Origin of the sequence: Rheinheimera lutimaris (genome assembly GCF_013283795.1) — a bacterium.
In the GTDB taxonomy this organism is placed as follows: Bacteria; Pseudomonadota; Gammaproteobacteria; order Enterobacterales; family Alteromonadaceae; genus Alishewanella; species Alishewanella lutimaris.
This window is the reverse complement of record NZ_JABSOD010000031.1, coordinates 1-21039: the sequence shown is the minus strand read 5'-3', so window position 1 is coordinate 21039 and position 21039 is coordinate 1. Positions and strand designations below refer to the sequence as shown.

At 52.7% G+C, this 21039-nt stretch carries 17 protein-coding genes; 10 read left to right on the top strand and 7 right to left on the bottom strand.

What is annotated here, in order from left to right; translation table 11 throughout:
- Positions 1-2: 2 nt before the first annotated feature.
- From HRH59_RS18235 to HRH59_RS18215, 5 genes are all read right to left on the bottom strand, one after another.
- A complete protein-coding gene (locus HRH59_RS18235; RefSeq protein WP_173502709.1) occupies positions 3-1040 on the bottom strand; it encodes an ABC transporter ATP-binding protein in 1038 nt (345 codons plus the stop codon).
- Positions 1040-2680, bottom strand: coding sequence for an ABC transporter permease (locus HRH59_RS18230; protein WP_173502708.1), 1641 nt, complete (start codon positions 2678-2680; stop codon positions 1040-1042). Before HRH59_RS18230 ends, HRH59_RS18235 begins: the two co-directional genes overlap by 1 nt.
- 38 nt (positions 2681-2718) lie before the next feature.
- Positions 2719-3741, bottom strand: a complete 1023-nt coding sequence (locus HRH59_RS18225) for a Fe(3+) ABC transporter substrate-binding protein (RefSeq protein ID WP_173502707.1) — start codon at positions 3739-3741, stop codon at positions 2719-2721.
- Between the two features lie 150 nt (positions 3742-3891).
- Entirely contained in the window at positions 3892-5232 is a 1341-nt protein-coding gene (locus HRH59_RS18220) for a YncE family protein (protein WP_173502706.1), read from the bottom strand.
- A gap of 67 nt (positions 5233-5299) precedes the next feature.
- Positions 5300-7723 carry a TonB-dependent receptor gene (locus tag HRH59_RS18215; protein WP_173502705.1) on the bottom strand — a complete coding sequence of 808 codons (2424 nt, stop codon included), beginning with the start codon at positions 7721-7723 and terminating at the stop codon, positions 5300-5302.
- A 195-nt stretch (positions 7724-7918) separates the two neighbouring features.
- On the opposite strand from HRH59_RS18215, the gene HRH59_RS18210 reads away from it, so the two are divergent.
- The 10 genes from HRH59_RS18210 to HRH59_RS18165 all read left to right on the top strand — a co-directional run bounded on the left by HRH59_RS18210 (position 7919) and on the right by HRH59_RS18165 (position 18498).
- Entirely contained in the window at positions 7919-8293 is a 375-nt protein-coding gene (locus tag HRH59_RS18210; protein ID WP_173502704.1) for a MerC domain-containing protein, read from the top strand.
- A complete protein-coding gene (gene zigA, locus HRH59_RS18205; protein WP_173502703.1) occupies positions 8280-9500 on the top strand; it encodes a zinc metallochaperone GTPase ZigA in 1221 nt (406 codons plus the stop codon). Before HRH59_RS18210 ends, zigA begins: the two co-directional genes overlap by 14 nt.
- On the top strand, positions 9497-10066 hold the full coding sequence (locus tag HRH59_RS18200; RefSeq protein WP_173502702.1) for a DUF1826 domain-containing protein: 570 nt from the start codon (positions 9497-9499) through the stop codon (positions 10064-10066). Before zigA ends, HRH59_RS18200 begins: the two co-directional genes overlap by 4 nt.
- Positions 10067-10145: 79 nt before the next feature.
- Positions 10146-10532 (top strand): transcriptional repressor, encoded by a 387-nt coding sequence (locus HRH59_RS18195; protein WP_173502701.1) that lies wholly within the window; start codon positions 10146-10148, stop codon positions 10530-10532.
- 19 nt (positions 10533-10551) lie between these two features.
- The gene (gene folE2, locus HRH59_RS18190; protein ID WP_173502700.1) at positions 10552-11454 is read left to right on the top strand and encodes a GTP cyclohydrolase FolE2; all 903 of its coding nucleotides are present in this window, start codon (positions 10552-10554) and stop codon (positions 11452-11454) included.
- 11 nt (positions 11455-11465) lie between these two features.
- Positions 11466-12812 carry a dihydroorotase gene (locus HRH59_RS18185; protein ID WP_173502699.1) on the top strand — a complete coding sequence of 449 codons (1347 nt, stop codon included), beginning with the start codon at positions 11466-11468 and terminating at the stop codon, positions 12810-12812.
- Positions 12813-12948: 136 nt separating this feature from the next.
- The gene (locus tag HRH59_RS18180) at positions 12949-15087 is read left to right on the top strand and encodes a TonB-dependent receptor (RefSeq protein WP_173502698.1); all 2139 of its coding nucleotides are present in this window, start codon (positions 12949-12951) and stop codon (positions 15085-15087) included.
- A 9-nt stretch (positions 15088-15096) separates the two neighbouring features.
- Complete coding sequence (locus tag HRH59_RS18175; RefSeq protein WP_173502697.1) at positions 15097-16506, top strand: PepSY domain-containing protein; 1410 nt, start codon at positions 15097-15099, stop codon at positions 16504-16506.
- 156 nt (positions 16507-16662) lie between these two features.
- Entirely contained in the window at positions 16663-17979 is a 1317-nt protein-coding gene (locus HRH59_RS18170) for a sensor histidine kinase (protein WP_173502696.1), read from the top strand.
- Positions 17980-18498 (top strand): response regulator transcription factor, encoded by a 519-nt coding sequence (locus HRH59_RS18165; RefSeq protein ID WP_173502695.1) that lies wholly within the window; start codon positions 17980-17982, stop codon positions 18496-18498. It begins immediately after the preceding gene.
- A 6-nt stretch (positions 18499-18504) separates the two neighbouring features.
- On the opposite strand, the gene HRH59_RS18160 is transcribed toward HRH59_RS18165, so the two are convergent.
- A complete protein-coding gene (locus HRH59_RS18160) occupies positions 18505-19554 on the bottom strand; it encodes a hypothetical protein (protein ID WP_173502694.1) in 1050 nt (349 codons plus the stop codon).
- Positions 19555-19559: 5 nt separating this feature from the next.
- Positions 19560-20609 carry a hypothetical protein gene (locus tag HRH59_RS18155; RefSeq protein WP_173502693.1) on the bottom strand — a complete coding sequence of 350 codons (1050 nt, stop codon included), beginning with the start codon at positions 20607-20609 and terminating at the stop codon, positions 19560-19562.
- Between the last annotated feature and the right edge of the window lie 430 nt (positions 20610-21039).

Below are 21039 nucleotides of genomic sequence, written 5' to 3'. Positions count from 1 at the left end.
AGCTAACTGCGGGCAAACAGCACCAGATGGTCTAAATCCAGCCGGATACCGATTTGCTCACCGATAGCATGGTTATGATGGCTCAGCGCCAGACAGTGCACCAGCTCGCCGCTGTGTAATTTAAGCTGATACAAAATATGCGAACCACGAAAGGCTTTCTCTACCACCTGGGCGGTGATGCCACTGCTGTCGTCGTGCACTATATCGTCCGGCCGGATCAGCACATCTACCTTATCGCCCGGCTCTGCTGTACTTGCGTAACGCTGGCGAAACACCCCCAGACTGGTTTGCACTTGTTGTGCGTCCAGCATGGTGCCCGGCAACAACACACCGCGGCCGATAAAGTCAGCGACAAAACGGTTTAACGGCTTGTGATACAGCTCATAAGGCGTGGCCCACTGCTGTAAACGACCATGCTGCATTACGCCGATCATGTCGGCCATGGCAAAAGCTTCATTTTGATCATGGGTAACCAACACTGCCGTAATGTGCAGTTGCTGTAAAATCTGTCTTATTTCCCGCGCCAGGCCTTCACGCAGTTCGGTGTCCAGGCTGGAAAAAGGTTCGTCCAGCAGCAGTATTTTCGGCTGCGGCGCCAATGCCCGCGCCAACGCCACCCGTTGCTGCTGGCCGCCGGATAACTGATGAATATAACGCTGGCCCAGATCCGGCAAACCAACCAACTGCAGCAACTGCTTTACTTTGGCGGTACGGCTGGCTTTGCTGAGTTTAAACAAACCAAAACTGATATTGTCTGCCACATTAAGATGCGGGAATAAGGCGAAGTCCTGAAATACCATGCCGACCTGACGTCGCTCCGGTGCCAGCATGTGCGCGCCACTGCTGACCGCTTGTTGCTGCAGGCTGATACAGCCTTCAGATACCGGTTCAAAACCGGCAATAGCACGCAGTAAGGTGGTTTTACCACAACCGGACGGTCCGACCAAACAACCAATCTGGCCCTGCGCTAATGACAAGCTGATGTCCTTCACCACAGTATGGCCTGCGTAAGCCACAGCAACCTGTTGTAAATCCAGCATTAATGCGATCCCTTCATACTTGAGTCTACCGAGCGTGCCAGCAATATTACCGGCAATAAGCTTACCAATACGATGGCCAATGCCGGCAAGGCAGCATCGGCCAGACGCTCGTCTGACGCCAGCTCGTACGTGCGCACCGCCAGGGTGTTAAAGTTAAACGGCCGCAATATTAAGGTGGCCGGCAGCTCTTTTAATACATCAACAAACACCAGCAACAGCGCGGTTAATACACTGGCACGCAGCAACGGCACATGCACCTTTTGTAATACTTTAAGCGGGGTGTAACCTAACGAGCGCGCCGCGTTATCCATTCCGGGTTTAATCCGCTCCAGCCCGGCTTCGACACTGTGCAACGACACCGCCAAAAATCGCACGCTGTACGCCAGTAATAACGCAAATAAGGTGCCGGAGAATATCAGCCCGGTGCGTACACCAAACCATTGTTCGGCCAGTAAGTCTATGCGGCCATCTAACCAGGCCAGCGGCAACATCACGCCGATAGCAATAACGGTGCCTGGCACCGCATAACCCAGAGCCGCAACACGCACCGGTGCCTGCACCAGTAAATCACGCCGCAAGCGTTTACCATAGGCAAATAACAATGCTAACAGTACTGAAATAACTGCCGCCATCGCGGCCAGCGAAAAGCTGTTCCACACCAGTTGGCCAAATTGCCGGTTTAGCGTGACCTGGTAATTTGTTAGTGCCCAGCTGACTAACTGCAGCGCCGGGATAATAAAACCAAACAGTACCGGCAACATACACAACAGCAACAACAGCAGTTGCCGTGCCGGTGCCACAGTACGCCCGGATGCAGCCTGAGTGCGCTGGCCCTGATGATAGTAACGGATTTTGCGCCTGGACCAACGTTCCAGCAGCAACAATAACAGCACAAAGCCGGTTAACATGGCCGCCAGCTGCGCCGCAGCCAACTGATTACCCATGCCAAACCAGGTACGGAAAATACCGGTAGTAAAAGTGGTGACGCCAAAGTACTGCACGGTGCCGTAATCAGCAAAGGCTTCCATCATGGCCAGCGCCGTGCCGGTTAAAATAGCCGGCCGTGCCAACGGCAAGGCTACACGCCAAAAATGTTGTCGCGGCGTTAACCCCAGCGTACGGCTGGCCTCAGCAAATGAAGCCGACTGCTCACGAAAGGCGCTGCGCGCCAGCATATAAACATAGGGATACAACACCAGCGCCAGCATAATGATGGCGCCGGTTAACGAGCGGATTTGCGGAAACCAGTAATCACCGTAGCGCCAATCAAACTGCGCTCTGAGTGCAGTTTGCAGCGGGCCGGCAAAATCCAGCATACCGGTGTAGGTATAAGCAATAATGTAGGCCGGCATTGCCAGCGGCAGTAACAGCAGCCATTCTAAAATACGCCGGCCGACAAACTGATACTGAGTGATAATCCAGGCACTGCCGGTACCCAGCAATAAAGCGCCGGCACCGGTACCGCCGGCTAACAGCAGCGAGTTGATAACATAGTCGGCCAGCACAGTTTGGCGCAAATGCTGCCAGACGTCAGTTTGCAGGTTGAACACACTGGCGAAGATCACCAGCACCGGCAACGCCAACACCATAGCCGGTAATAATACCGACCAACGCCAGATATCGCGCCAGCCTTGCTTCATCCGGCGCGTACCATATTACAACAAATTGAATTCAAAGATTATTTCCAGCCAGCGCGATCCATTACCCGAATGGCTTCTGCGTTTAGTTCGCCTAATTTGTCCAATTGTAACTGGTCTGCTTTAAATTCGCCAAAACCTTGTAAAATAGCGCTGGCTGTTACACCTGCACGCACCGGATATTCATGGTTTGTTTCGGCATACCACTGTTGGGCATCGGCGTTAGTCATATATTCCAATAACTTAACCGCTTGCACTTTATTAGGTGCATACTTAGCCACGCCGGCGCCGGAGATATTAACATGGGCACCGCGACCATCCTGATTAGGCCAAAACACCTTTACTTTTTCTGCCGCCGCTTTTTCCTTCGCGTCTGCCAACATGCCACCTAAATAGTAGGTATTGGCAATGGCGATATCGCATACACCGGCCGCCGCTGCTTTAATCTGGTCGCGATCACCGCCTTTGGGTGGCATAGCAAAGTTGGCAACCAAGCCTTTGGCCCAGCTTTCTGCCTTGGCGGCACCATCATGAGCAATTAAGCTGGCGGTCATCGACTGGTTATAAATGTTGTCTGATGAACGGATACAGATACGCCCTTTCCACTTCGGACTGGCTAAATCTTCGTAGGTTGATAATTCTTCCGGCTTTACTTTGCCGGGCACATATAAAATCGGCCGTGCCCGCATGGTTAAACCAAACCATAAACCGGCCGGATCGCGCAGAGCCGGCGGAATGGCGTCAGTTAAGATGTCAGATTCAATACTTTGCAGTACGCCCTGTTGTTTGGCGCGGTATAACCGGCCCACGTCGGTACTAATCAAAATATCGGCCGGACTGTTACGGCCTTCGCTTACCATGCGGCTAATCAGTTCATCCGGCTTACCGGTGATCAGGTTTACTTTAATGCCGGTGTCGGCAGTAAACTTGTCCAACAGCGGTTTGATAAGCTCTTCCTGGCGGGCAGAATATATGTTTACTTCTGCGGCTTGTGCCGCGGCAATATTGATAAATGCACCGGCGATACCGGCGCCTAATAAACTTAATGCGTAAGCTGATTTCATACTGCCACTCCTGCAGGGTGTTAAGGTAGAAAAGATAGGCTATATAAGCATAAATACGAACTATTCTCAATGCGGTGCAAGCCAGATAAACAAAAAAAGGCCGTTAAATATGCTTAACGGCCTTTTCAACGAGCTTACAGCAACACAATCTTAGTGGTCATGCGCCTCTGCCGGCTGTGCTATACCTAACCACACCAGTTTATGTGGCATAAAATTCAGCTGTTTGGTTGCCACGATTTCAGCATCGGCAATATCAACTGTCAGCAAAGTTTGCTCAATCGGGTTAGTTACATACACTTTGTCATCACTGGCAGAAATGGCCAGTTCAAAGCGGCTGCCCTCCGGCATAGTCGCCACATCTGCGGTTGCCAGTTGCACTTTGGCGGCAAATTCAAAGGCCGGCTCTTCTGCTGCTTCATGCTCGTGGCCATGATAATTCAGAATCGTCAAATAACCCTGGTTATCCAGCAGCACAAATTTACTGCCGTTATCAGCAAAGCCATAGCCGGTCAGTGCAGCACCTTCTGCCACCTGCCAGTCTATCAGTTCTATCTCGCCATCATGAGCGTGAATAGCAAAAGCACTGGCGCCGGCAAAACCAACAAAATGTTCAGCATGCTCAGCGCCCACTAAGGTACCAATACGCATAGTGCCGCTAAAATCTGCGGTGTTAGCAAGTTTAGAAGCAGTAAACGTAGCGCCGTCCTGTTCGATCAGTAACACACCGTCGGTACAGCCAAAGCCGATAAAGTGCTCGTTCTGTGCACTGCCGTGTAAGCCCGCGCACAGCTCGTCAAATACCAGCTCTTCATGGTAATGGTCGCCATGCTGTTCGTACACCGCTACCTTGTCCGGCAAAGTTGTCGCACTGTCAGCATCGCGGATTGTCGAGATTAAGTAGTCACCGCGCGCTTGTGCTGCGCCATGCATATTTAAGGTGTAATTCAGCACCGGGTAACCATTGCTGTCGGTAGTAATATCGGCTTCAGTAATTACCGCTACTGCTGCCGGGGTAGAGCTGGCAGCATCACCGTCGAAGAACAGCGCTAACTGGCTGTCAGTAGCGGTGATATGCGTGGGCCTGCTATCACTTAATATAAAGCTGGTTAGCTCCGGTGCTTGCTGATAATCGTGCAGGTGGTCGACATGATCTTCCTGAAACAGGCCACCATCGATAAACTCTACCCGGTCGGTAGTACGTTGCACCGCTAAGGCGTAGCGTTTAGCCGGCGATGCTGCCAGTGCAGACGGAATGTCTGCTACGGCAAACGTATCCAGCAAACTGCCGTCGCTTAATTCATACACCGACACCAGATTAGAATCTTTCGCTGAAATCGCCAGCCGGCCTACGGTGCTGATATCATCGTGGTCATGGTCGTCATCTCCTGCTATCGGGTCTTTCCCGACAATATTAGTAGTACTGTCACCACAGGCACTGAGTAAAGATACACTGATCAGCAACGCCGCCAGGCTTAATTTAGTTTGTAACATTACAACTCCTTTTTATAAGTAAAAGGTGCAGCAGGCCAGGAACCAGCGTTTACCTGCTGCACAAAAATCAAAAACTACCGCGCACACCCAGTGCCATAGAACGGCCGGGCAGTGGGGTTTTGTCTTTTAAAAATGAGGTATGCACCCGCACTTCTTCATCGGTCAGATTCTGGCCTTTGACGTAGGCCGTAAGCTGCTGCGAGCCGAGGTTAAAGCGGTAGCTGACACTGGCATCAAGCAGGGTATAACCGTCAGTCGCCGTTTCCAGCGCTGCGGTTCTGTCTTGCTTCATGTAGCGGGTGGCGCGTAAATCTGCGCTGATGGCATCTTGCTCATAAGCTAACTCTGCAGCAAAACGCAGTGGCGGTGTACGCGGCAAGTCACCGCCACCGTTTAAGCGGGCACGGATATAGTCGCCTTGCAGGGTTAATTTAAACGGCTCATTTAGCTGCCAGACATACTGCGCCTCTAAACCGTGCAAAGTGACATCAGCAGCAGCAAACAGATATACCGGCAACTCACCGCTGTGATCATGCTCATCGCCATGGTCGTGTTCATCGCCATGATCATGACCGTCTTCGGCAAACAAGCCGGTATTTTGTTGGTAGTAGTAGTTATCTACCTGGTTATAGAAGGCATTTAGTACAAAGCCGGTATTACCGCTGAATTTACGCAGCGTAATATCGAGGTTATTCGCGGTTTCCATTTCTATCGGTTGCGTGTTTAACACAAACTCGTCGTCATCCAGCACAAACAAGGCACCCACTTCATAGGCTGCGGTGCCAATGTGCGGGCCAAACGACAATAACTCAGAGGCCGAGGGCGCCCGCTGCGACCGTGATACCGACAGGCCGAGGTTATAGCCTTCGGCAAAATCCCACACCGCACCGGCCGACACGCTGTAAGGCGTAAAGCGCTGACGAACATCAAATACGCGGATTAATCCGGCATCAGTGCCATGATCATGGCCGTGGTCATGGTCGTGATCTTCATGGCCATGGGCACCGATGTCCGGCAGCAATACATCGGCAGCGTCAATGGTGACCCGCTCAACTCTGGCGCCTAACTGCACCAGCCAGGGGCCAAAATGACGCTCTTCCATCCAACCCAGCGCCAGCATTTGCGTTTCTGACGGCGGCGTAAAGGCTTCGGCACCTACAGCTTCAAAATCACTGTATTTGTAGTGCAGACTTAAGCCGCCGCGCCAGTCCTGATAAGGCCGGTGTAAAATCTCAATACGGGCTTCACGGCTTTGGTTTTTAAAGGTCGTGCCAATTTCACCATGCTCAATTTCAGCATGCTCGTAATCAGTAAAGGCCAGCCGGGTATTTACAGTACGAATAAGGCCGGACGAAAAATTCAGTTCGCTCAGCAGCTGATACCGGTTTTGCGTTAAATCAGCAAATACCTCTTCTTCTGCACCGTGCTCTTCGTGGTCGTCATGATCATGACCATCGTGCTCATCATGGCCACCGTGCGAATGGCCCGGAATGCCGTATTCACGGTCTAAGCGGCCATAAGACAGGCCAACATAGCCATTATCGAGCAAATAGCTGCCGCCCAGAGTAAAGCCTTTCGCCGTCGCGGCAGTATTCGCTACTTTGCCTTTTACGTCGTCTTCGTCCGGCTCTGCTTCAGCGAAGCCCGGAATACTGTAATTACCGTTATCACGCCAAAAACCATCGAGATAAAGGCCAATATTGTCTACTCCGGTCACTAAAGAGCCGGCGGCTAGTTTTTCGTTATTAACCGATTCACGCTGTAGCATCCATTCGGCGCGGGTGCTGTTGTCGGTAGGAATACGCTCGTCTACCACGTTAACCACTCCACCGATAGCACCACTACCGTAAAATAACGTCGCCGGGCCGCGCAGTACTTCTATTTGCGTGGCTGTGCTGGCCTCTGCCGCTACACTGTGATCCGGCCCGACGCGGGAAGCATCACCGGCGTCGAGGCCATTTTGCGTGATCAGCACGCGCGGGCCATCTAAACCACGGATAATAGGGCTGCTGGCCACGCCGCCGTAAAAGTTAGAATGCACACCGACCTCGTTTTTCAGCGTGTCGCCCAAGGTCGACGCCTGACGCATTTTCAGTGCATCTCCGGCCAATACGCTAACCGGCAATGCCGACTCAGTCGCCGAGGCATGAAACGGGCTGGCTTTAACGTCTATCACTTCAATGGTGCTGCTAAGCAAGGTCAGGCTAACATCCGTTAAGCCTTGCTGTGGCACCGTAAAGTGAAAATTGCGGTGGCCAAAGCGGCGCGCTTCCACATGCAGCTCGGCTTCAGCTGCCAGTAGTTTGCTTACCACAAAGCGGCCATCAGCATCAGTGAGTACCCGCTGGTTCTCGCCTACGACGCTAACTTCGGCTCCGGCAAGCGGCCGGCCGTTTTCATCAGTAACAACACCGGTAATAGACTCTGCACCGGCATAGCCCGCCAGTAAGCAGCTACTGACCATTGTGGTCAATATGGTTTTTTTAAACATCTTATTCCCCATAAATACCGTCGTTTTGCAGCTGTCCGGAACGTCAGCTGCATTTGACGATGCAATTGTTATGTTATAACATCTTTCAACTTTTGTGATGTTATAACATTATTCAGGTCCAATGCAACGCATGCGGGCAAATAACGTTACTCAGCAGCAGGCCTTTAGCGCCATCAACTTAATAAAAGAGAGCTTATGAAAGATCTTATTGCGGCAGCATTATCCGGCCTGTGTGTAGTGCATTGTTTGGCGACACCTGTATTACTGGCGCTGGGCAGTTCAGGCTTATTACTGGGCGCACTCAGCTCTGAGTGGTTTCATTATCTGATGCTGTTACCTATTAGTGTGTTATTAGCGTGGAGCCTGCCGGGCGGCTGGTGCGTACACAAGCGTAAAGCGCCTTTTTTGCTGGGGTTAAGCGGTTTCTTAGTGCTGATTGCCGCACTGTTTGCGCCACACGAAGCCGAAACCGCGCTATCGATAAGCGGCGGCCTGCTGCTAATCAGCGCCCATTTATATAACCGTAAACTACTGCATAAGCTGCAAGGTCCTCAACATGCTGCCAACTAACATCGCATCAGACAAACGCTTACCGGTAACAGTGTTATCCGGCTTTCTTGGCGCCGGTAAAACCACCTTGCTTAACCATGTGCTGAATAATCGCGACGGCTTGCGGGTGGCGGTTATCGTTAACGACATGAGCGACGTCAATATCGACGCTACCCAGCTGAATAAGGAAGTTAGCCTGAACCGCGCCGAAGAAAAGCTGGTAGAAATGAGCAACGGTTGCATTTGCTGCACTTTGCGCGAAGATTTACTGCTGGAAGTAGGCAAACTGGCCAAAGCCGGCCGCTTTGATTATTTGCTGATTGAATCTACCGGTATCTCCGAGCCGCTGCCGATTGCGGAAACCTTTACCTTTGAGCACGAGGACGGCCAAAGCCTGGCCGATATTGCCAGGCTGGATACCCTGGTAACGGTAGTGGATGCGGTAAACTTTCTTGCCGACTTTGAGGCCGCACAAGACCTGGCCGAGCGTGGCGAAAGCTTAGGCGAAGATGACGAGCGCAGCGTTGCCGACTTATTGATTGAGCAAGTGGAGTTTTGTGATGTGTTGATCGTCAGCAAAACCGACTTAGTCACATCACAACAGCTACAACGCCTTAGCGCCATTTTACGCCGCTTAAACAGCCGCGCCCGCATTATTCATACTGACAACGGCAAAGTAGCATTAACCCAAATACTCAATACCGGCCTGTTTAACTTTGAGCAGGCACAACAAGCCCCGGGTTGGTTAACTGAGCTGCGTGGCGGGCACAAACCGGAAACCGAAGAATACGGCATCAGCAGTTTTGCTTTTACCGCCCGCAAACCGTTTCACCCGCAGCGGTTTCACGATTTTTTGCACCAGGACTGGCCTGCCGGCCGCCTGCTGCGCTCTAAAGGCTACTTTTGGCTGGCCAGCACGCCCGAATACGCCTGGCTGTGGCATCAGGCCGGCGGTATCGCGCGCTACAATATGGCCGGTTTATTCTGGCAGGCGGTGCCGGCAGAGCAGTGGCCGCCAGAGCCGGAGCTACAGCAAGCTATATTTGAAAGCTGGGCAGAACCTTTTGGCGACCGCCGTCAGGAGCTGGTGTTTATTGGCCAGCAACTGGATAAAACCGCCATGCTGGCACAGCTGAATGCCTGCCTGCTGACTGATGCTGAACTTGAACCAGGTGAAACACAGTGGCAACAGTTGCCCAATCCCTTTATGCAGGAGCAATTGGCATGACTGCGTTAGCCTTTACTGACTTTCGTCTGCCAAGCCGTCAGCTGCGCTCTGATGATGCCGAAGTGCTTACCGGCATCTTTGCCGATGATGTCAATTTAGCCAGTTGGCAACGCCCACAGGATGCTGCCATCGCTGAGTATTGCCGTTCGCTGCGCTTTACTATGCCGCTAAAGCGTATTGTCAGCGCCGACACAGTACAGCACGATATTGGCTTTGCCCTGCCCGACGCGCCGGCTAAAGCAGCGTTGCTGGCTGATATCGCCTTACTGTGCCAGATGTTCAGCTGTTTAATGGACTGCCGGCAGCTGGGCCTGCGGCTGGAAACTTTAACTAAACCCATGTGCCCTAAGTTTCATACCGATCATCTGGTGTGCCGGCTGGTTTGCACCTATATGGGCCCGGCTACCGAGTGGCTCGACAGTACAGGCAGCACCGTTCAGGCAACGCCCTCTGCCGTTACCTTGCTTAAAGGTTCGGGCTGGGAAGGCAATGAACAACACGCAATAGTACACCGCTCCCCGGCATCGGATCTGCCGCGGGTACTGCTGACGCTGGATCCGATGTAATGGTGCGATAGCAGAGATACCACAGCCTATGAGAGCAAATTACTGTGTCACCCAGGCTGAGTTAAACCGCCGGCCGTCAATGACAAAAAATCGCCGGCAGGTGATGGCGCTGTTACAGCAAAAAAATACCGCTATGTCCGCATATGAAGTAATTGGCGCCCTGCAACAGGACTATGACACCACGCTACATCCGATGGCAGCTTACCGGGCGCTGGATTTTTTACGGCAAATGCAATGTGTGTTGCATTTGCGCACCATCAATAAATTTTTATATGTCGAAAACAGTCAGCCAAAGTTTTGGCAGGTACTGATTTGCGATAAATGCCAGCAAATTGAGAAGCACGCCTTACCCTACGACACTGCGCACTTGCTGTTACACCAGCAACACTCCGCCTTTCAGGCCCGCGATAACCATATTGAATTGCATGGCTTGTGCCACAGCTGTGTTAACACAACTGACCGCTAAACTGAGGACAATACCCGAAATGAATTTTTCTGCGCCGGCAGATACCGCACATGCCGCCACTCCCGCCTTTGCCGCCGCCCTTGACAGCGTTGGTATGCGCCACATTGATGTCATATTTACCCTGGCCGACCACCCGGACAGCGTACTGTCAGCCAAAGCCGATATCAGTGTTAACCTGCCAAGGTCAGATAAAACGGGCATTCATATGTCCCGACTGTACCAACACCTGTACCAGTGGACACAAGCAGAACCGGTTAGCCCTGCCACTTTACACGCTTTGCTTAATACGCTGTTATACAGCCAGCAGGAATGCGGCAGCAGCTCTGCCGCCGTGCGCTTACGCAGCCAGCTTTTGTTACACCGTCCGGCTTTGAAAACCGAGGATCTGGCCGGATGTAAAGCCTATCCGTTGGAACTGGAGGCCTGCTTAGACGGCGACAAACTCAGTGTTTCACTGAACCTGGATATTGGCTACTCCTCTACCTGCCCCTGCTCGGCCACCCTAAGCCGGCAACTACTGAGTGAGCAGTTTTGCCGCCAGTTTGCCGCGCAGCCGGTAGTCGACACCCGGCACATCAGCCAGTGGCTGTTGCAACATGCCAGTCTGGCAACACCGCATAGCCAGCGCAGCACGGCGCGGTTAAATGTCGACATTAACCCTGCACACGACAATTTTGGCGTTGTGCAACTGATTGATCTGGCCGAACACGCGCTGGCGACTCCCTTGCAAACTGCGGTGAAACGCGCTGACGAACAGGAATTTGCCCGCTTAAACGGCGCCAACCTGATGTTTGTTGAAGATGCCGCCAGACGCTTACACGCCGCGCTTAAACCGCACTACCCAGCATTTAGTATTAATGTAGCGCACCATGAAAGCCTGCACCCGCATGATGCGGTGGCAAGTGTGTCGCATAACCGATAAGCCCAATAACCATGCAAACACAAGAGTTTTTAAAAAAAGTCCGGCTTAAGTACGCTGATACCATCATCCGTGGCGGTACTCTGGTAACACCATCGGGCGATGTAAAGGCAGATGTCGCATTAATTCAGGGTAAAATTGCCGCCATAGGCGGCAGTGGCTGGCAGGCCGGGCACATGATTGACGCCGCCGGCTTGCATGTTCTGCCAGGCGCGATTGATACCCAAGTGCACTTTCGTGAGCCCGGCCTTACCCATAAAGAAGATATCTATCATGGCAGTAAGGGCGCAGTATTAGGTGGCGTAACCGGTTTTTTTGAAATGCCCAACACCAACCCGCTGACTTTAAACCAGCACGATTTGCAGGCAAAACTGAGTATTGCAGCAACTACCAGCTACTGTAACTATGCATTTTACATTGGCGGCAGCGCTGCCAATTTGACAGAGCTGACACAGCTGGAAACCCAGCCCGGCTGCGCTGGCATTAAAGTGTTTATGGGTAGCTCTTTTGGTGACTTGCTGGCCGGGCAGGATGAGCTGCTTAAACGCATTTTGCAAAATGGTAGCCGTCGGGTGGCCATTCATGCCGAAGACGAAGCCCGCCTGCGTGAGCGTCAGTCACTTACTGCAGCAGATGTGCGTAATCACCCCATCTGGCGTGATACGCAAAGTGCGCTGCTGGCAACCCAACGTATTGTTGCTTTGGCAGAGCAAACCGGCCGCCCGTTGCACCTGCTGCATATTTCTACTGCTGACGAGATGGCCTATTTGGCCGCCTTTAAACACCGGGTAACGGTTGAAGTGACACCGCATCATTTAACCATGCAGGCACCAGACTGCTACGAGCAGCTTGGCAGCCTGGCACAAATGAACCCACCAGTGCGTGACAAGCAGCATCAACAGGCCCTGTGGCAAGGTATTAACGACGGCACTGTTGATATTATTGGCAGCGACCATGCGCCGCATACGCTGGAAGAAAAAGCCAAACCTTACCCCGGCTCACCCAGTGGCATGACCGGGGTGCAAACCCTGTTACCGGTGATGCTGGATCACGTTGCAGCTGGCCGGCTAAGCCTGCAGCGGCTGGTCGATTTAACCTGTGCTAACCCGGCGCGCATTTTTGGCCTTACCGGCAAAGGCCGGTTGGCGGTGGGCTACGATGCTGATTTAACCCTGGTTGATCTGAATACCAAACGCACCATCAGCAACAGCTGGATTGCCAGCAAAGCGCAGTGGACCCCATACGATGGTAAAACGGTAACCGGCTGGCCCGTCGCCACCATTATTGCCGGTGACACTGTGATGCACAGTGATGAAGTACTGGGCAAACCTACCGGTAAAGCTTTCCGATTTTCTTGTTAAACAGACGCTTAACTGCAATTGATCCGCCGCCAGTCAAAGCTACGGTTAAATACTGCGACAATTTGTCGCATCCAATACCTGACGCTGTTTTGTTACCTTAGCTGAATAAAATCAATTAACTAACAGAATAGTGCGCATGACACTTAATAAACTAACCCTGGCCGTGCTTGGCCTGCCTTTACTGTTTGCTCCAGCCGTAGTGTACGCCACAGAGGCGACAGCAAGCGAGATTGAAGTAATGGTGGTAACCAGCAGCCGCCAGGCGCAGGCGCTGGTTAATCTGGCTGAATCGGTCGCGGTATTGGATGAATACACCATTGAAAACGTTAGCCCGGGCCACCCGGCAGAGCTACTGAACCGGGTATCGGGGGTGCATGTAAATGACTTAGGTGGCGAAGGCCATATGACGGCCATTCGCCAGCCCATTACCACCGGCGGTGTTTATCTGTTTTTAGAAGACGGCCTGCCAACACGGCCAACCGGATTTTTTAACCACAACGGCCTGTATGAAATTGATATCCCCAACGCCGGCCGGGTCGAGGTGACCAAAGGCCCGGGCTCGGCGCTGTACGGCAGCGATGCCATAGGCGGCATTTTTAATATTTTAACGCCAGAGCCTGCACTGCAGTTTGGCGGCCGGCTGCAGGCAGAACTTGGCAGCGACGGCTGGCAACGTGGTTTACTCAGTGTCAGCGGGCCTGTAGCCGACAAGCACAGTGCCTTCTGGCAGCTTAATAGCACACAAAGTGATGGCGCGCGCGAACAGGCCGATTACCAGCGTTTCTCCACTAACCTGCGCCTTGATAGTGAACTCGGTGAGCACACCCGGCTTAAAACTCTGCTTAGTTTTGGCAAAGTAGATCAAAGCGGTACTTCAGGCCTGTCGTTTGCAGATTACACACTAAACCCTGAACGCAATTACTATCACGGAGAAATGGGTGAGCGCGATGTGCAGGCACTGCGGCTGTCGGCTGAACTGCGTCATCAGCTGTCAGACAACAGTGAGTTGATGCTAACACCGTTTTTCCGTGATAACCGCTCAGATTTAATGCCAAGCTGGATGCTGAGCTACGACCCTGTGCTGCAGCAAACCCGGTTTAAATCCTATGGCCTGTTGGCGCAGTACAGCCAACAGTTAAGCGACCGGTTTAACTGGACCACTGGTCTGGATATCGATTACACCCCCGCCAACTTTACCGAGCAGCAAATTAGCGTAAGCCGCGACGGCGATATTTATACTGATTACGCCCTGACCGGACGCACCAACTACCACTATGATGCCGACCAAACGGTGCTGTCGCCCTATGCGCAGTTGCAGTGGTTTGCCACCGGGCAGCTGATTATCAGCCTGGGCGCACGGTATGATTATTTCAGTGTCGATTACACCGACCTGCTGCCAGCAGATGTACCGCAGCAGGTCGGCCGCAGCAGCTGGTTCAGGCCGGACTCGCAAAAAATCAGCTACCGCCAGCTTAGCCCCAAGGCCGGTATCGTGTGGAAATTCGCTGCCAATCAGCAGCTGTATGCTAACCGGCGCCACGCCTTCAGGGTGCCGTCTGTTGGCCAGGTATTCCGCCCAGGCAGCAGCAGCGACACCACTGAGCTGGAGCCGGTAACCGCAGTAAACCACGAAATTGGCTGGCGCGGCCAGTTTACCAGCCCGCTGTTTAAACGACTGCAGCTGGATGCCAGTATCTATGATTTAGCCATTAAAGATGACGTTGTAACCTATATCGACGGCAATACCCGTAAAGTAACTAATGCGGGCGAAACCAGCCATCGCGGCATTGAGCTGATGCTGCAGCTGGTGCTAAGTGAGCAATGGCAATGGCAAGCCAGCGGTAGCTATAGCCGGCAAAAATATGAGGATTTTCAGTATCTGTACAGCTGCTTTCCACCGGCTTGTGTACCGCCGGTGTCAGAAACCCGCAACTTTGCCGGTTTTGATGTTGGCAAAGCACCCAAACAGCTGTGGCAAAGCAGCCTGAGCTACCAGCCGGCGCAGATTGCCGGCCTGTGGCTGGAGCTGGAATGGCAAAAAGTAGGCCGCTATTTTACCGACGAAACCAATACCAATACTTACCCCGGCCATGATTTATGGCACCTGCGCGCCCGTTATCAGTTAACTGACAACATTACCCTGGCCGCACGGCTGATGAATATCAGCGATAAAACCTACTCGACCTACACCAGCAATCAGGTGGGATCCAGCGCCATAGAATACCGGCCGGGTATGCCGCGCAGTGTGTTTGTCAGTGCTACTCTCAACTTTTAAAGGGCAACAATGAGAACCTTTACCATAGTAAAATGGCACCGCCTGCTGCTCTGGCTTGGCGGCGCAACACTGCTGATTTTTGCCCTGACCGGGTTAACCCACCCTATTATGAGCTGGACCGGGCCACAAGCCGTAACCATGCGCCCACCGGTGCTACAGCTTGAGGGCGCCACCTTACAGCAGGCTATGCAAAAGCTGAACAACGCCGCGCAGCCATCGCAAGCGCTGATAAAGCTGGTGCCCTATCGTGATACAGCACTGATCCAGTTAACCGCCGATCTCAGTTCGCCGCGCCGCTATCTGACACTGGATGGCAGCGACGCGCCGGACGATAAAGACGTCGCAGTTTGGCTAAGCAGCCACTACAGTGGCCTGCCGGATGCAGAGGTTAACGCCATTACGCTGCTAACAGCGTATAACAACGCCTACCCGTCGGTTAACCGCCTGCTGCCGGTGTACCAGGTGGATTATCAAAACGGTTTAAGCCTGTATATTCATACCGAAAGCCTGAGCATGGCCGGCATTACCAACCCTTACAAAACCGCAGTACAGGCAGTGTTTCGCCAGTTGCATAGCTGGCAGTGGCTGGACAGCACGCCGGTGTTAAAAGTTGTGCTGATGGCTGTGCTGCTTGGTAGTGCGCTGTTATTGGTGCTAAGCGGCATCTGGCTGTTGCTGAAACTGCCCTTTAACGCGCGCCGGCGCGGCCTGCGCCGCTGGCATTATGCGCTGTCCTGGTTACTGGCATTGCCGGTACTGCTGTATCTGCTCACAGGCATTTATCACTTCGCTTATAAACAAACTGCTGCCGCCAACACCGGCTTAACCCTGCCGGGGGCAAAACCACTGCCTGACACTCTCGCCATTACTCAGTCACTGGATATAAACAACCTGTTCAACAGCGCCAGCCTGGTACAAGCAAATGGCCACTGGTATTGGCGCTTGTCCGAATTTAACCCGCACTTGCAGGCCGACCGCAACAGCCGCTTTAACGGCCAGCAAAGTGAGCAAGGCGCGCAGTTTTTAGCCTTAACAGCTGACGCCCCGGCGCTGAACGATGCAGCCTATGCCCGCTTATTAGCAACAAAGTTTACCGGATTGACTGAAGATCAACTGACCAATCAGACGGTGATTAGTCGTTTTGGCCCGGATTACGATTTTCGCAATAAGCGCCTGCCGGTATGGCAGTTTGACTACCCCGACGGCCGACTGTTTGTCGATGCAGTCAGCGGCCAGTTAATTGAGCAGCAAAGCCAGGCCAGCCGGCTTGAACGCTACAGTTTTTCTTTTGTGCATAAATGGGGCATGTTGCAGCCCCTACTTGGCCGCGAAGGCCGCGATATGCTGGTAATAGGCTTTATGGTATTGCTGCTCACAATGGCGGTATTGGGCTTTGCCATGCGCCTGCGGCGAAAATAGCCAGGTAAACACCGCTGCGACAATTTGCCACAGCGACGCAAGCCGCTGAAGGCGTTACACTTAACACACTCAGAATGACATTACCGCTGCAATGGTTTAGTCTGCTCTGACATTTTGCAAACGGCTGCCTGGCAGCCGTCTTTTTTTAGTGGTGTTATGACAAAACAACTGATTATTTCCAGCGAATTATCACCGCGCCATCAGCTGCGGCAATTTGCTAATTTCCGTTGGGGCTTAATCGCCTTTGAGGCCACAGCTGCCGTGGCTGGCTGGTTGTTCGACTACCCTGTCAGCTCCTGGCCTCTGATTTGGCTGCTACTGCTTACCCATATTTGCACCAATCTGCTCCCACCTCTGTTTCGCAGCGCAGACACTCATTTAGCGCGTATTTACGCTATTTGTTGCTGTTTCGATGTGCTGTTGTTGGGATGTTTACTGTTGCTAAGCGGCGGCGTGAGTAACGGCCTGGTGGCGTTACTATTACTACCGGTAGCGGTAGCGGCGGTAATGCTGCCGGGCCGGGTGTGTTATATCATTGCCATGCTGGCGGTAATGGCTTACAGCCTGCTGCTGGTGATTGGCGATTTGACTATTCCGGATCTGGAGCAACTGTTGCAGCAGGCAGAGCATGCACAGCACAGTGCCCACATGCATAATGCCGGTGCATTTAACCAGCATATGCTGCAAATGTGGTGGGCCTTTACATTATCAGCACTGTTAATCAGCTGGTTTATTAACAGCCAGGCTAATTTAATCCGTTTAAAATCCCGGAAAATCAGTGAACTGCAACAGCAACAACTACGCCAGGAACAGCTACTGGCTCTGGCTACTTTTGCTGCCAATGCCGCCCATGATTTGGCCAGCCCAATTCAGACCATGCAGTTGCTTTGCGATGAGCTGGGCAACGAATTAACAACCGGCGATACCGGCACAACGCTGGCCGGGTTGCGCAATCAGTTAAACCGTTGCCAACAAATTGTCCGGCAACTGCGTCGGGATGCCGGTAGCTTGCGCAAGGATGAACAACCGGTATCAGTATTAACGTTAACAGAGCAACAACTGGAGCGCTGGTTAAACAGCCGGCCCGATATCAGCACGAGCTTAAAGCGCACACTAAATGCAGACGACTTTAGCCTGGCTGACAGCCAGGGCTTTGCTGCTGCTTTGCTGAATATTCTGGACAATGCTGCCGACGCCAGCGTAGCAAACCAGGTGCCGGATTTAGCCTTACGTATTGAATTAACGGCTGGCGGTCTGAGCATCAGCATTCGCGACTTTGGTGAGGGATTATCAGACAGCCGGCTGGCGCAGTTGGGCCAACTGCCGCAACAAAGTGAACAAGGCCTTGGCATTGGCCAATTTCTGGCGAATATGTCGATTGAACGTCTGGGTGGGAAGGTCAGTCGTCGCAGCCTGGATAATGGCACTCTCACGCAGATTGAGCTGCCGCGACCACAAGCGGAATCGAGGTAAATGCAGCTGGTTATTGTTGACGACGACCAACCCTTACTGGCCGCTCTGGCGCGGCGCTTTAGCCAGCGCGGCTTTAGCGTTAACACCTTTGCTGCGGCTGTGAGCGCCGAGCAGCTTATTGCCCTGCAGGCACAAGCCTATTTGCTGGATTTACGCTTTGCTAATCAGTCAGGCTTAAGTTTTATTGCCCCACTGCGCGCTGCGTTACCGCAGTGCCGTATTATTTTACTTACCGGCTACGCCAGCATTGCCAATGCGGTGCAAGCGGTAAAGCTGGGCGCTGATGACTACCTGACCAAGCCGGTCGATTTACTGCAGCTCGAACAAGCACTACGTGGTAATAACAGCAGGACTGACGCAGACCACGACAACCAAGCAATACTTTCACCTGATCAGTTAGAATGGGAACATATTAACCGCGTACTTAGCGAGCAAGACGGCAATATCAGCCGCACTGCAGAGTTACTTGGCATGCACCGGCGTACATTGCAACGCAAGCTAAGCAAACACCGGCCTTAACCCGGCTTACTGCTGCGTAGCTATTTGCTGCAAAAACTGTAAACGCTGTAACTCTTGCTCGTTTGGCTGCCAGGGATCGTCGCTTAGCTGGCTGAGGGAAAAATAGTCAAGTGTATATTCGGCTTGTTCACTGTGGCCGTATTGCGTGAGTTCACCCGGCGCTGCAGGGCGTTTTTCCAGCACAAAGGTGCCGAGAATATAAGGCCCGCTGTTATTACGCAGCACGGCTTTATAAGCGCGCAGGATGATTTCCTGCTCGCCGCCAGCCAGCTGTTCTGTTGCGGTTAACAGTGCCAGTGGTTGGCGCTGTTCGGTAAATAAGTTGGCCCGCAAGCGGTAGTAGCCGGCTTGTTGTACATCAAGCTGCAACGGGATCAACATATCACTGCCCAAGCCACGCACCTGTCCGACACCGGTAATGCTGGCGACCGGGTTATAGTATTCAATACCGGTCTTCAGTACCTGGTTTTGTCCATTAGCGCTAAAGCTTACCTGTACCTCAAAAGCGCCGTTCCAATCAGCTTCTGGTTCAAGCGTGGCGCTGTAACGCTGTGGCGTACCGCGCATCTCAGCTGTTGCTGCACTATCACCGCTGCGTTCTGATGTTAGCTGCACGCTAACATCGAATACCTGTAAGCCGGTTACTTCCAGCGTTACCGGCACTGTTTCAGGGTAACTAAAACGATATTTCGGCAGCACTATAGTGGCACTGGCACCGCCTTGCAGCGGCACGCTTTGCGGAATATAACGGTTTGGGTTAAGCAAGTGTTCGTCATCTGCGCTTAACGGCCGCGAATAAGCCGGTAACTCAAGCTCTGCGGCATAAGCACTGGCCAGCAGCTTAAAACTTTCGCTCACCGGCTCAGGAATTTTCTCTGTCACGCTGATCTGTTGCGGCGCAGCGCCAGGCTTACGTACAGGTTGCGGCGGGTTATCCGGCATTGGCGCTGCAGCTTGTGCAGATTGTGGCAATGACACCACTGCCGGCGCCGGCCAAAAAAACCATAAACCTGCCAGCACCGCTGACAGGCTTAGTATTACCAACACTTTTTTCATGTAGATCAGTTCGCTGCCTGATACACCAGCGCTGACATACTGGTGTTATTCGAGTTACGCACCACGCGATAACGTGAGCTGAGAATCCACCAACCACGGGTTTCGTCATAGGTATTGAACTGCAGCCGCTCACCGTTCAGATAATTCGCACCACTGTTAGCAGCGGTAATTTCATCCTCAGCGCGGTTGGCAATAACCTCACTATGGCTGTAGCCTTCACTCATCAGCAGCGGATAATGATACGGCATAAAGCTCGACGGACCGCTCACCGAAGCCAGTTTGCCATCAAAGGCAACACTGCGTGAGCAGCTGTTAAAGCTGGCGGCACTGGAAGCACCGCAACTGGAGTGACTGGCTACTACGCCATCATCTTCGCCAGGTAAAAACGCACCGGTAGCGCCTAAGAAGTCAGACCCTGCGCCAACAAAGCGTAAACGCGGCACCCGCTCATCCGGAAATGCGGCTAATTGGCGGGCGGTATTAACCCGTAAGTCATTTAGCACACCGATATTAGACGGCGATGGTATTTGCCCCAGCCACAACGACAGCGCCAAGCGTAAAGTCGCATCAATCAGGCCTGAGCCACCGGCCACATTTACCGCTAAGTCAGCTAACTCTACCCCACCGCCGGCACCGGCGAAGTCAAAGCTGGCAACGATATTCAGCGGTTGCAGGCCGGCGTTTTGCAGCCACAGTGCCTGGTTATCAATAATGTAACGGGTAACTAAGTCGCCGGTAGAGTGCGAGACAAAAATACAGCCGTTGGCACAAGTGCCCTGCTGCGACATTTGCTGCAACTTCGGCCAAACATAATCAGTGGCTATTTTTCCGGCAACGCGCTCCTGCGACGGCCAATCTATGCGTACATCAGCGCGGTCACGCCAGTATTCTGCCCAGTAAGCCGAACCGTTCGTCGTAACCTGGCTGCCGGTAGGCCGGCTGGCTAAATTATCCGGCTGAAAGCCGTGCACTAATACCACAGGGTAGCCGCCAACCGCTGCCTGCGCCGAAGCACTAAGCAGGCCGGCTAATAGCAGCAGGGTAAATTTCTTCATTGGGTTGTCCTCGTCTTTTCTCTGCTGAAACGGGGTTCTTGCTGAGATTATCGTTATTATTTTTGCGTCTCGTCCATGTGACTGGTTACAACTCCACCAACAAGATAGACCAGTTCAATTTGAATGCAACAGCCGGCTTTGGCTGTGCAGCATGCCGCAGCGGCGAAAAAACAGCAGGTTGTTTAAATTTCCCAATAGTGAAATAAATGTGAATGTCGCGACTGGTTTAACCACCAGCCTTAGTAGTTATGCAGCGGCACACGGCAGATCAAACTGTTGTTTAAAGTGATTGCTCCAACTATTTTTTACAGCCGCACTAAATAATAAAGCTAACCGATTGGGCGCATCGCGTTAACCCTGCGCATAAAAAACGCAGCCGAAGCTGCGTTTTTATTGTCAGCCTTAAACCACCTCCTATGGAGGTGGTGAT